12 protein-coding genes and 2 pseudogenes are annotated in these 11,988 nt (G+C 44.5%); 1 reads left to right on the top strand and 13 read right to left on the bottom strand.

Annotation, left to right across the window (positions count from 1 at the left end; translation table 11 throughout):
- Window position 1: 1 nt before the first annotated feature.
- The 10 genes and pseudogenes from JEU20_RS12235 to JEU20_RS12190 form a co-directional block, all read right to left on the bottom strand.
- Window positions 2–463: a cytochrome c-type biogenesis protein gene (locus tag JEU20_RS12235; RefSeq protein WP_198246443.1), complete on the bottom strand. Its 462-nt coding sequence runs from the start codon at window positions 461–463 to the stop codon at window positions 2–4.
- The gene (locus JEU20_RS12230; RefSeq protein WP_198246442.1) at window positions 460–993 is read right to left on the bottom strand and encodes a DsbE family thiol:disulfide interchange protein; all 534 of its coding nucleotides are present in this window, start codon (window positions 991–993) and stop codon (window positions 460–462) included. Before JEU20_RS12230 ends, JEU20_RS12235 begins: the two co-directional genes overlap by 4 nt.
- A complete protein-coding gene (locus JEU20_RS12225) occupies window positions 986–2,938 on the bottom strand; it encodes a heme lyase CcmF/NrfE family subunit (protein WP_198246441.1) in 1,953 nt (650 codons plus the stop codon). Before JEU20_RS12225 ends, JEU20_RS12230 begins: the two co-directional genes overlap by 8 nt.
- A complete protein-coding gene (ccmE, locus tag JEU20_RS12220; protein ID WP_198246440.1) occupies window positions 2,935–3,384 on the bottom strand; it encodes a cytochrome c maturation protein CcmE in 450 nt (149 codons plus the stop codon). Before ccmE ends, JEU20_RS12225 begins: the two co-directional genes overlap by 4 nt.
- Window positions 3,381–3,545 carry a heme exporter protein CcmD gene (ccmD, locus tag JEU20_RS12215; RefSeq protein WP_198246439.1) on the bottom strand — a complete coding sequence of 55 codons (165 nt, stop codon included), beginning with the start codon at window positions 3,543–3,545 and terminating at the stop codon, window positions 3,381–3,383. The genes ccmE and ccmD overlap by 4 nt, the downstream gene beginning before the upstream one ends.
- Complete coding sequence (locus tag JEU20_RS12210; protein WP_198246438.1) at window positions 3,542–4,303, bottom strand: heme ABC transporter permease; 762 nt, start codon at window positions 4,301–4,303, stop codon at window positions 3,542–3,544. The genes ccmD and JEU20_RS12210 overlap by 4 nt, the downstream gene beginning before the upstream one ends.
- 28 nt (window positions 4,304–4,331) lie before the next feature.
- On the bottom strand, window positions 4,332–5,243 hold the full coding sequence (locus JEU20_RS12205; protein ID WP_198246437.1) for a hypothetical protein: 912 nt from the start codon (window positions 5,241–5,243) through the stop codon (window positions 4,332–4,334).
- A gap of 86 nt (window positions 5,244–5,329) precedes the next feature.
- The gene (gene ccmB, locus JEU20_RS12200; protein ID WP_198246435.1) at window positions 5,330–6,004 is read right to left on the bottom strand and encodes a heme exporter protein CcmB; all 675 of its coding nucleotides are present in this window, start codon (window positions 6,002–6,004) and stop codon (window positions 5,330–5,332) included.
- On the bottom strand, window positions 5,995–6,627 hold the full coding sequence (gene ccmA / locus JEU20_RS12195; protein WP_198246433.1) for a cytochrome c biogenesis heme-transporting ATPase CcmA: 633 nt from the start codon (window positions 6,625–6,627) through the stop codon (window positions 5,995–5,997). Before ccmA ends, ccmB begins: the two co-directional genes overlap by 10 nt.
- Before the next feature lie 148 nt (window positions 6,628–6,775).
- Window positions 6,776–7,446, bottom strand: a pseudogene (locus JEU20_RS12190) (IS5 family transposase).
- Window positions 7,447–7,584: 138 nt separating this feature from the next.
- Here JEU20_RS12190 and JEU20_RS15965 point away from each other — a divergent pair.
- Window positions 7,585–9,333 (top strand): annotated as a pseudogene (locus tag JEU20_RS15965) (methyl-accepting chemotaxis protein).
- Here JEU20_RS15965 and JEU20_RS12180 read toward each other — a convergent pair.
- From JEU20_RS12180 to JEU20_RS12170, 3 genes are read right to left on the bottom strand one after another with little or no spacing between them, the layout of a single operon-like run.
- Window positions 9,323–9,637, bottom strand: a complete 315-nt coding sequence (locus JEU20_RS12180; RefSeq protein ID WP_198246431.1) for a hypothetical protein — start codon at window positions 9,635–9,637, stop codon at window positions 9,323–9,325. The pseudogene JEU20_RS15965 and the gene JEU20_RS12180 overlap by 11 nt on opposite strands.
- Window positions 9,613–10,734 carry a hypothetical protein gene (locus JEU20_RS12175; RefSeq protein WP_198246429.1) on the bottom strand — a complete coding sequence of 374 codons (1,122 nt, stop codon included), beginning with the start codon at window positions 10,732–10,734 and terminating at the stop codon, window positions 9,613–9,615. Before JEU20_RS12175 ends, JEU20_RS12180 begins: the two co-directional genes overlap by 25 nt.
- Window positions 10,727–11,983, bottom strand: a complete 1,257-nt coding sequence (locus JEU20_RS12170; protein ID WP_198246427.1) for a hypothetical protein — start codon at window positions 11,981–11,983, stop codon at window positions 10,727–10,729. The genes JEU20_RS12175 and JEU20_RS12170 overlap by 8 nt, the downstream gene beginning before the upstream one ends.
- Window positions 11,984–11,988: the final 5 nt, after the last annotated feature.

The raw sequence follows: 11,988 nt of genomic DNA, 5'->3' as shown, positions 1-11,988 counted from the left end.
TTCACGCATCATCCTCTTGTTCAAGTAATTGGCGGATTCGTTTTTCTTCGTGTTCGGTTAATGCAACCGACTGTGCTCCAGCCGCCTTTTTGCGGCTGATAATCACCAGAACAACCAGCCCAATAACAATAAACACCGCAGGCCCAACCCATAAAATAATCGTTTTCGGCTTCAAAGGTGGTCGATACATGACAAAATCGCCATAACGTTGGGTCATAAAATCAACGATTTCCTGCTGACTCTTACCTTGTTGCAGCATTTCGTATACCTGCCGGCGCAAGTCTTTGGCTAAATCTGCATTAGAATCGGCTATCGTCTGGTTTTGACACACCAGGCAACGGAGTTCGTTCGTCAAATTTTGATACGCCTGCTCCTGCTGTGGGCTATCAAACTTGCGGTATTCCACAGCCGCTATGACTGTGACAGAAACAACACATAAAAAAGTGAATATTAACGTTTTCATGGCGCCTCAGCCTGTAGTTGTTGAAGTAGCGGAATAAAGGTTTCATTCACCGCTTTCATCGAAACCGGGCCGGTAAATTTAAACCGAATCAGGCCTTTTTTGTCGATGACAAAGGTTTCTGGTACCCCATAGACACCATAATCGATCCCCACGCGGCCATCCTGATCCATAACGCTCAAAAAATAAGGATTTCCCAATTCAGCCAGCCATTGCTGTCCTGCCCGTGCATCATCCTTATAATTTAAACCAACAATAATAACATCATGCGTGCGGCTGAATTCGTTCAACACCGGATGCTCTGAACGACAAGATACACACCAAGAAGCCCAGACATTAAGCAACCAGACTTTGCCTTTAAGTTGATCCGGAGAAAACGTTTGTTCAGGTTTACCCAAAACCGGTAACGAAAAAACCGGCGCCGGTTTATTGATGAGTGGCGAAGGAATTTCGCGCGGATTGAGCTTCAGTCCCAACGCCAAAAACACCGCCAGTACCACAAACAGCAACAATGGAATAATATATTTAAGCATGACTTCTCAGCGCTTTTGCATTAATCCGGTAACGCCGGTCAAAACACGCGACAATACCGCCTAATCCCATAAAAACACCCCCCATCCAGATCCAGCGAATAAAGGCCTTGTAATAAATGCGCAAACTCCAGGCACCTTTTGCATCAAGTGGTTCGCCAATCGCGACAAACAAATCCCGAAATACGCCGGCATCGATAGCCGCTTCCGTCATCGGCATAGTGCGCACCCGGTAAATTCGTTTCTGTGGCGCTAACCTTGCGACTTCCTTACCCTCATAACGGACCGTCAAAAACCCCTCCTGTGCGGTATAATTAGGGCCTTCGGTCTGCTTGACGCCGTGAAATTCAAACACATACCCAGCCATATCGAGTGTATCACCCGGTGCCATCCGAACATCTTTTTCGATGCTGTAAACCGATGTGTACGTAATACCGATGACAAAAACAGCAATGCCAAGGTGTGCAATCGACATACCATAAAACCCAGCTGGTATTTGCCTTATGCGAGCCAGACTGAATCCGTGTTGCCCTAAGCGATCTTTAAATGCCAAGACGGTAGTCGCTGCGCTCCATAAAGCTAAGATAGAGCCTAATGCAGCAGCCCAAGAGTAATGTGGCATCAATAAAGGCAACATCAACCCCACAACCAGGCAGCTCATAAAAATGGGTGACAATCGTTTTAATAACTGTCCTAATGCATCCCGCTTCCAGCGTAATAACACACCAAAGCCAACAGCAACTGACAATGGTGCCATCAGCGGAATGAATACCGCATTAAAATATGGCGGACCGACTGAAATCTTACCCAACCCCAAGGCATCAATAAACAATGGATATAAAGTACCCAGTAAAATACTAGCAGCGGTTACTACCAGCAATACATTATTAATCAATAATGCCGATTCTCGTGACACCAGTTCAAAACTGGCACTGCTTTTAACTTGTGGCGCACGAATGGCATACAACAACAATGAGCCTCCCACGACCACAGCTAGAAAAATCAAAATAAACAATCCCCGTGCAGGGTCGCTGGCAAACGCATGAACCGAAGTCAATACACCGGAACGTACCAGGAATGTACCTAACAAACTCAACGAAAAAGCAAAAATCGCCAGCAACACCGTCCAGGTTTTAAACACTCCTCTTTTTTCACTAGCCGCCAAAGAATGAATCAATGCCGTCCCCACTAGCCACGGCATAAACGAGGCATTTTCGACCGGATCCCAAAACCACCAGCCACCCCAGCCTAATTCATAGTAAGCCCACCAACTGCCTAAAACGATACCAAAAGTTAAAAATACCCAGGCCGCATTTGTCCATGGCCGCGACCAACGCGCCCAGGCCGAATCCAACCGCCCTTCAAGCAATGCTGCAATAGAAAAGGCAAAAGCGACGGAAAAGCCGACATAACCCATATAAAGCATGGGTGGGTGAATAGCCAAGCCTGGGTCTTGCAATAAAGGATTCAGGTCACGGCCTTCCTGCGGAAACGGAAATAGTCGCGTAAATGGATTTGAGGTCAATAATAAAAACAGAATAAAACCAATGCTGACAAGCCCCATCACCCCAAGTACACGCGCCATCGTAAGCTGTGGAATAGAACCACTGAGTGATGCAACCAACCCGGTCCAGATCGATAAAGTCAGCGCCCATAATAACAATGAACCTTCATGCGCGCCCCACACACCGGAAATCAAATACAAGGTCGGTAACGCCGTATTCGAATTCTGGGCGACATATGCGACTGAAAAATCATGCACTAAAAAAGCATAGGTTAAACAGGCATAAGCGATACCCATAAACAATAATTGTCCATAGGCGGCAGGCCGTGCCAAATTAACCCAACCGACAATCCGTCTTGATGCCCCAATCAAAGGTAAAAAAGCCTGCACAATGGCCATGCACAGGGCCAAAATCAAGGCAAAATGTCCGATTTCAGGAATCATTTTTCCATCCTTGTCGGCGTAGTTTTCTGTTTTTTCAAACTATCGGCTACTTCAGGCGGCATATAGTTTTCATCGTGTTTAGCCAGAACTTCCTCTGCCACAAAAACCCCGCGTTTATCCAAGCGACCTTTCGCCACGATGCCTTGCCCTTCACGGAATAAATCCGGCAAAATACCGGTATATTCGACACTGACTTCTTTATTAAAATCGGTCAGTTTGAAATGCACGGTCATGCCGTCACCCGGTCTTTTTACACTACCCTTCACAACCATGCCGCCCAACCGGATCAAAGTATTTTCAGGCGCCTTTCCCTCAACCACCTCGGTGGTGGAGAAAAAATACATCAAATTTTCATTGAACGCTTTCAGCGCAAATGTAACTGCCAGCGCAACCCCCGCCAGCATCAGCAGAATCAGCCCTAAGCGTTGTTTTCGGATCGGTTTCATGATTGTATTCTCTTTTGTTTCAAGGCCAATTGTCGCAGCAAACGCTTACGTTGCCGAACGGGATAGGCGATTAACAGGATTAAAACCACAGCACATAATCCATACGAAACCCAAACATAAAAGCCATAGCCACCCATGGCAAAAAATTCTTGCCAGTTCATGAATTTCCCTCTATCAATTTTTTAACCCATTGCGTATTTTGTTCACGTTTTAAAATTTCGACTTTCGCCGCCTGCAACACGGCGATGGCATAATGCAATTTAAACGCTGTCGCCATCAATAACAGCGGAATCAACATACTGATATGAATAGATGGCTTACCCGCTTTTGCAACGGTAGGCCCTTGATGCAACGTATTCCACCATTGTACCGAGTAATGAATAATCGGAATATTGACGACACCGACAATGACTAAAATGGCGACCGCACGCGATGCCGTGCGCCTGTCTTCAATCGCACCATACAAACTAATGGCGCCTAGATACAAAAACAGCAAAATCAATTCCGAGGTCAAACGTGCATCCCAAACCCACCAGGTACCCCACATCGGCTTGCCCCATAACGATCCTGTCACCAGTGCAATAAAGGTAAATCCGGCACCGATCGGTGCACTGCTCACCATCATCACCTCGGCCAACTTCATCCGCCAAATCAGGGCAATGCCGCCACATATCGCCATCAATACATAAATAAACAACGACATCCAGGCGGCCGGCACATGAATATAAATGATCCGGTAGCTGTCGCCTTGTTGATAATCAGCAGGCGCGACAAACAACCCTAGATATAAACCTGCGCCGGTCAAACCGATAAAAATCAGGCTTAACCACGGGATTAATTTGTCAGCAAACGCATAAAAAATGGGCGGAGACGCCATACGATGAAAAAAACGACTGACAGGTGCGGGAATAATTGACATAAATAATTCGTAATTTCTTGATGAACACTTAATTTACGGTGTGTGGATTAACACAATAGGAAGGAATCCAGCTTCGTGCCACCATTTCAGCCGGCAGTTCATTAAAATCAAAATTTCTGCCATCTTCGATCATTTTTGGCACATCGAATAGCAACGCGACTTCAGGAATATCGGCAAAAAACATCGTATAAAACGGCTTGACCAAAGCTTTGGAGACCTTCATGCCAATGGGGCCGATAAAATTACGCCGCTGCCCCACATGCGCTACCTCATCGATGGTAATTTCATCTAACAAGGCCTTCAACCTAGCCTTGACCTCCGGCTCATCGGCTAAAACCTCATCAAAAACATCATACAGGTGACAATAAAACGTTACCCCCATCAATTCGGTGACGAATGCCGGCACATCCATAAAAAACCCGGGAAATTTGGGAAACTGCTCGTAAACCTTCTCTTTAAAAGGCGTCAATGGCACCCATTCCACCTTATCCAGGCCACAGGTTTTCAACATTTCATCAAACAAGCGGACATGACAAAATTCTTCAGCTAAATGTACCCGGCTGATTTTATCTTCAATGGTATGCGCATTTGCCATATCGGGCACAGCATCCCAGGCCCCTTTAATCCCCACCCATTCATGGCGGGCAAATTTATAAATAGCAGTCAGCATCAGGGTCATTTTATCCAGCGTTTCTGGCGCATCCTGCATTTCAACATAATTGCGATAAAACGCATCGGGATCGGCTAACGGTTGACGCAATTTAACCGGGTTATCCTGAAAATTTTTCAACTTAGCCCGTTTTTTTGCCAAGTCCTTATCCTCTTCAAACAATTCACCACCATGCTGTTGGGTGAATTCCCAGTAATCTTTAAAATTTTCCTCTCTTTCTTGCCGGGTAGCCGAACTAAAAATAGACCGGTAGTTTTTTTGTTGATTCATTATTTTCCTTAAATTTCAAGGGTGATCATTGTATGTATGAATAGTGATAAACCTTAGTTCATAGTATGTATGAATAGAGATAAACCCTAGTTTACACTCATTTTTAATGCCGCCGCTGCCGGCAAAGGCGCCAACACCAACGCCAGGAACAATATTGCCATTAAAATATTAATCTGCGCTGAAACAGGTAAACCCATCGCTGCCATATCGACCGCATTACTGGCAAAAATCAGTACCGGAATATACAAAGGCAACACCAATAACGATAAAATCATGCCGCCTCGACGCAAGCCCACGGTCAAAGCCACACCAATCGCACCAATCAAACTCAGCACAGGCGTACCTAAGACCAGAGTTTTAACTAAAGTTCCCATTGCCGCATCCGGCAAGCCCAAAAAAACGGCTAACAAAGGCGCAATCAAAATCAAGGGTAAGCCGGTCACCAGCCAATGGGCCACGATTTTACCCAACACTAAAACCGCAACAGGATAAGGACTCAGCAGCATTTGTTCTAACGAACCATCATCGAAATCGGACCTAAACAAACTGTCCAGAGACAACATCGCGGCCAGCAAGGCGGACACCCAAATGACTCCAGGCGCCATCGCCTGCAACAATTTGGCCTGAGCACCAATGCCTAAAGGAAACAATGTCACGACAATAATAAAAAAGAATAACGGGTTGACAATTTCCGCACGACGGCGAACCGCCAAAATCAAGTCGCGCCGAATAATGGCGACAAATGCTTTAATTAATGACATGACGATAAGTTGATCCGTTGTACATCGACTGCAGGCAGGCTTAAATCATGATGTGAGGTTAAAACAATCATACCCTGATGACTGACAACATGTTCAACCATAATTGATTCAACCAAATCCATCCCTTCCTTATCTAATGAAGTCAAGGGTTCATCCAGAATCCATAATACGGCATCAGTAATCAATAACCGAGCCAATGACAAGCGCCGCTTTTGACCTGCAGACAGTGCCTGAACGAGTGTGTCATCATAACCTTGCAAATGGACCTTAGTGAGCGCCTGATCAATGGTCATTTTGCCCGGAAAGCCTAAGGCCTGCCCCATTTTAAGGTTCTCGACCACGGTCAGTTCTTTTTTCAGGCCTTCCAAATGACCGACATAAGCCATATGGCGATAAAATTCACTGCGATTGATCGCGACACTATCCCATAGAACCTCGCCTTCATCAGGCTCCCTAAAACCACATAAAATGCGTAATAATGATGTTTTTCCGCTACCGTTTTTACCTTCTAGCAGCAAAATTTGTTTTGGGTGCAACGAAAACGTCACCCCCTCAAACAACACCCGATCATCCCGGACACACGCCAGATTATTGACCTGCAAACAATATTGTTGACTTTCCATGCCAGCCTAACACTCAAAAAATTCGTTTATCATATCAACAACCGGCCTTTTCCCCAATATTTATACACATTACTTGCACTATAACAAACATAAAATAGTTGAAATCTTCCTGTCATAACTTTTTTTTGTACTAGGGGCTGTTGCCATTTCACATAGGTAACCATAAAAAGGCGCAAGCCAGAGCGATAGAGCCTTCAAAATTTCGTTTGAGTTTGTCATATCGCGTGGCGATCGCTCTGAAATGCTTAAGTCTTGCAAACACATTTTCAACGAGATGGCGATATTTGTAGAGACACCAATCCATTTCATCATTTCCCCGAGTTGAATTCTTTTTCTTGGGTCACCTTTTGGGAGCTCTGCAACTAATTTCGGTGCTTCTTTACAGTCATGAACTTCGCCGCCTGTCACTGAGAAATGAATAGGAAGACCACAGGCATCAACGGCCATATGAATTTTACTGGTGTTCCCGGCGACAGATTTCCCTATCGCTGTTTCTTGTTCACAGGCCGCACCACTACTATGCTGATGTGCTTTCACAATACTCCCATCAATAAATTCCCATTCCAGGTCTGGATCAACAACCAAGGCGTTAAAAATACCCATCAGTTTTTCTTTACGAGACCAGTCATTGAATCGTTTATATACCGCATTCCAATTACCAAAAGCCGTGGGTAAATCTCTCCAGGGACAACCTACTCGCAAGCGATAAAAAATACCTTCGACTGTTTTTCGAAGACAAGGTTTGTCATAAATTCCCATTTTCAACATAATTATCTTCAGTTTCTCCCAAAGTTCATCCGTAAGCATTTGTCGGGGCATAGTTTGCTTGTTTTTGAGTCAAAATAAACAATCTATGTGGCGGAGTTATTGAATTTCAAGGGGGATTTTCAAAACGGCAACAGCCCCTAAACTTGTTTTTATCGAATCATGACTTGAATTTACTCTGCGGAGACCAAAATGCGCTTGATGAATATCCATTCTGTTGGCACAAAAGTTGTTGCCATTACTATGGGAGTGTTAACACTACTCGGTATCGGTGTCGTTGTTTTATACGCCAATATGCAAAAACAGCAAATGCTTGATCACAAATTTGACTCGGCCAAACAATTGCTTATGGTTTCCGAGTCAATTCGGGATAAAGTGGTCGACAATTGGGATAAAGGCATTTTTTCTGTTGAACTACTTAAACAACTAACTCATAACAAAAGTCATAAAGAAGCCGCGCAAATTGTTTTCGCTTCGGTCCCCGTCGCAAACGCATGGTCTGTTGTTCAACAAAAGGCTAAAGAAGGCGGATTTCGTTTTAAAGCACCTCGAGTAAACGCCCGCAATCCAAAAACGAAGCCGATGAATTAGAAAAAAAAGTACTAGCTTATTTCAAACAAAACCCTGCGGCCTCGGAATATCGTTATATCGATAAAGAAAAACAGGAAATACGCTATTTCAGACCAGTCACTCTGCAAAAACAATGTGAGATTTGTCATGGTGACCCGTCCACATCGCAAGCCATCTGGGGTAATAACCGGGGCCTGGATTTATTAGGTTATAAAATGGAAAATAACCGAGCCGGCCAACTGCATGGCGCATTTGAAATCATTACGCCTTATACTGTCGATGCTGAAGTTCTCAATCACAAAATATTGAGTGCCGTTGGCTTTTTAGCGCTGGCTCTGTTCATTATCGGCGGCACCGGTTATTTTGTGATGAATAAAATCATCATTGCTCCTTTGACCGATCTAGCCATAAACCTACAAAATATTGCCGGTAGCGAAGGCAATCTCCGCGCCCGCCTTAAAGTAGAAGGAAAATCCGAATTTGCCTGGGTTGCTGCCAGCTTTAATTCATTCGTCAAAAAGATTGCCAAAACGGTTGATGAAATCATGTTTACCAGCGAAAAAGTTGCCCAAGCCTCACATGAATTGGCCGATATTTCGCAAAATACAGGACAAGGCGTTACCCGTCAGCAAGAAGAAACCACACAGGTCGCCACCGCAATGGAAGAAATGACGGCAACGGTACAGGAAGTCGCCAGAAATGCAGTTCAGGCCTCTGAAACAGCCTCAATTGCCGACCAGGAAGCCTCCACGGGTAAGGAAATCGTCAACAAGGCAGTACAAGGGATTAACAACCTTGCCAACGAAGTTGAAAATGCGGCCAATGTCATTCATGAACTGGAAAACGACAGTAATAGCATTGGCGAAGTGTTGGAGGTCATTCAGGGGATTGCCGAGCAAACCAACTTGCTAGCACTTAATGCGGCGATCGAGGCGGCACGGGCCGGTGAACAAGGCCGTGGTTTTGCCGTCGTTGCCGATGAAGTCAGGACATTGGCCCCGCACACAAAACTCCACCCAAGAAATTCAACAAACCATCGACCGCTTGCAACAACGCGCCAAACAGGCCGTATCGGTGATGGAAAATGGCCAGAAGCAGGCTAAAATCAGTGTCGAAGAAGCCGACTCAGCCGGCGAATCCATCAGCCGTATCAGCGAACGAATTGATACCATCAGCGACATGAATAACCAAATTGCCGAAGCGGCAGAAGAACAAACTGCCGTGGCTGAGGAAATCAACCATAATATCAATAATATCAATCAGGTTTCCAACCAAACGGCTGAAGGTGCCAAGCATATGACGGAGGCCTGCCAAAACCTGCAAGCCCTTGCCGACCAGCTTCGTGACGCCGTCAGCAATTTTAAAACCTGATTTTTTCTTTAACCTCTATAAAAAGCCCGGTAGATCCGGGCTTTTTATATCTGATTTTTTTGGCCTCTTCGATCGCTAACTCAAGCTCTAGACGTTGTTTCTCCAACACCGCAAGTTTAGCTTCTGTTTTCAATGCCTCGGTTCGTTGTTTAGATAAATCTTCCCCGATAAATTTATCGAGTTTCTGAAATGGCATCACTAAATGCTTTTCTTGCTCTTCCTTTTGCAATCGTTTAAATTCAGCTTCGACTTCCGCTTCTATTTCCTTTTCTTTCTGCTTTAATAAAAGCTGCTTCTGATGCACTCTAAGCTTGGCTTCACGCCAGATTTCCTGTTGTTTTTCATAGCGTGCAATCTCGGCCTGGACTTTTTATCATGCAATAAATTCTGAAAATTTTGCTGGCGGTCTTGTCGATCTAATTCTGCTTGTTGTCGTTTTTCCATCAACTCGGTCTGATGCGACAAGACTTCGCTTAGGTCCTGACTCTCAGCCTGACGTTTTTCGGTCTTTTGTTTTTGCTTAAGCCGGACCTCATATTCTATCTCAAGCTCTTTCAGCGCCTGTTTATGACGTACTTTTTCAGCATGTATTTTTTCTTCAACGCCAGTTTTTCGGCCAATTTTTTCTTTTTCCTTTAACAACAAAATTTCTGTTTCAGCTTCTATAGCACGCTTTTGTCGTTCGATTTCAGCATATTGGCGTACGGTTTCAAGCTGTTTTTGCTTGTGCTCAAGTTTTTGTTGCCGCAAGGCACTCTTTTGTCGAAAATAAGCCTTGTTTTTTGCTTCCTGCTGTTGATAATTACGCCGGATAACGTGGAGAAAAACATTATCCTTGCCAGGCTTAATATTTGGGAACTCACTGAAGCGCGCCTTTATAGAACAAATCGCGCGTGGCAAAATATTCTGCATCATCAAACGCTCATTGATATCCTGAGCTATTTTTTGCTCGACCGCCAATAAGCCTTGATCCACCCATTGTCCATCGCCAAGCTGCTGGATATGGTGATGAACAATATCTTTCAGAACAGTTTGAATCTGTCCTTTGATATGCTGATTGACCGATTCTATCGCTTCGAGATTACGTTGCACATAAGCTAATGTCGCCTGAAAGCGCAATTCAATATCAACTGAAAAATGACAAAAGCCTTCGTATAAATCCAGTTCTTCTTGATAATGCCAATCTTCGATAGGAAGCGGATAAATTTCGTGATAAAAGCGTTTTACAAAATTATCTGGCCGCAAAAAAATCTTTTGATACAGTTTTCCAACCTGCATCACAACGACCTGTCGATCAATTTCAAACCCAGGGTCCCACTCTTGCTTCTGTAACTCTGTGTCTGATGATAACCATTCCCCCTCAGTCAGCCATTGTTGTACTTCTTTTTTGGAATCAGCCATCGGTTTTCTCCCGCTGTTGCTTGCCCCGTTCCGCCTTAGCCTGAATTACAGCAAACTTATCGGCCATCTTCTCGGCCAATAAAGGATAAAGGTTAGGCGCAAATTCCACCGTTCGCTCATCCACTTTTCTTAAAAATCCGCGACTTAACAACAAGCCAACAGCAAACATCCGCGACCAGTCGGAATAATTGCGTGCCTTTTCCAGTGGTGTTTTTTCGATGATCATTTCCAGTTCATCATTTTCATTGATGCGAAACTGGCTGAACTGGCGCAAGCATTCAAAAACCAATTCTTCTTCTTGCGCTGTCAAAGGCCCCGGCGCGGTAAATTCCAGACGATACGATAAAAGCACGGTAAAAAAATCAACCATTGCCGCACACACGAAGGCGAACAGGGAAAAGCCCTGCCACATGGAAAATGACGGCGTAACATCGGCTACAAATTGTTGATAAGTCATCAACAGTGGTGCCTCGGGTAAGTTCTTGCCGGTATCGCTGAAAAACTGACTGACCAAAGATTGCACCTTTTGATAAGCCGACAATAATTGATAAAAAGTTTTTTCGATATCGGTACTGATGTCTAAGGCTGCCAGCGCTGTTTGCAGTTCTGAAATTGCCGTATCCAGTTTGGCAAAGTCATTTTCTTTTTGCGCCAATGCTTTTTTCTTGTCCTGATAAATTTGATTGAAATGTTTCCAGAAAGGCCCTTCCCCAACCTGGTGGCGTAATGCCGTTGGAATTTCATCATGGGTTCCAAAATAGGCCTTGGAGACATCCTGACTGGCCTTATCGAGTTCCTGCTTGTAATGTTGCAAGGTCTCGGCCTTCAACTTTAGAATCTGTTGCAGATAGCCTTTGATATCCTGCCGCACTTGATTCAGGCGGTTGGTATGCAAATGGCTTTGTTCGGAGATTTCATAAAACTTGAAATACGAAAAGGAAATTGATGCCGCCAATGCAATCAACAAGGATGCCACCACGCTGAAATAGCGCATACGATTGGCTTTCCAGTGAATCCCCGCCAGTTCCAGTGAACAAATCACAATAATGGACTGAATCGCAATGGTAATAACTAATGCAATCCAGGGTAAAATGAAATGTGATAAACCATAATAGGTGGTAAAACCGGAGCACACACTGAGCATCAATACGATAGGAATGGTCCAGACGCGTAACAAGCCAACAAACAAAGTTTGAATCTGGTTGATAAAATAACCTAATCCCGAGGACTCAAGTGGTTTAGAATGCATGGTCT

The sequence above is a fragment of the methane-oxidizing endosymbiont of Gigantopelta aegis genome (genome assembly GCF_016097405.1).
Taxonomy (GTDB): Bacteria; Pseudomonadota; Gammaproteobacteria; order Methylococcales; family Methylomonadaceae; genus Methylomarinum.
Note: the sequence above shows the minus strand (reverse complement) of the source record. Positions and strands in the feature narration are given on the sequence as shown.